This is a genomic window from Wolbachia endosymbiont of Pentidionis agamae (genome assembly GCF_036711655.1).
Classification (GTDB): domain Bacteria; phylum Pseudomonadota; class Alphaproteobacteria; order Rickettsiales; family Anaplasmataceae; genus JAZHPY01.
The window spans coordinates 1-564 of the sequence record NZ_JAZHPY010000158.1 but is presented as its reverse complement, the minus strand read 5'-3'; the positions used below and the strand labels follow the sequence as shown (position 1 = coordinate 564).

The window sequence follows — 564 nt, the reverse complement described above, 5'->3', positions numbered from 1 at the left end:
GTGATTCTTCCTTAGTTATAACAAGAGCTGGAGCAACATCCATAGCAGAGATCTCCTCTGCAGAACGCCCTGCTATATATATTCCTCACCCTCACTCTAAGGATAATCATCAACTTTATAATGCAAAGTATGTTGAAAATTTAGGTGCTGCAGTTGTTATAGAAGAAACTACCTCCACACAAGAAGATTTACAAAACACGCTTATTAGTTTGCTAGATAATCCTAGTAAATTAAATGATATGGCAAATAAAGTTAAAAGAGCTAAAATACCAAATAAACTTCCTAAATTTATTGAGATGCTTAAAAAAAAAATACTAGTATAAAATACCATCTACTTTTTGTCACTCTTCCCAATATATTTTTGATGCTCATAATTTGAATATTCCTAATAATAATTAAAACATAAATCTTTTATAAAAAGTTATTGACCTAAATAATTTAATATTTATAATTTAAGTTAATATATTAATTACAAGGGGAGATAAAAAATGCTTACTACTTCAACTGTAAATCCAGAAATTTTAAATAATTATCAAGATACTTTAAATAATTCAATAAATAATA

Annotated in this window: 1 protein-coding gene; it reads left to right on the top strand. The window is 26.4% G+C overall.

The genetic code is table 11. The features are described from left to right. Positions 1 to 323: UDP-N-acetylglucosamine--N-acetylmuramyl-(pentapeptide) pyrophosphoryl-undecaprenol N-acetylglucosamine transferase (locus tag V6U76_RS05430; protein WP_333024129.1), on the top strand; the 323-nt coding region annotated here is incomplete at its 5' end. Positions 324 to 564: the final 241 nt, after the last annotated feature.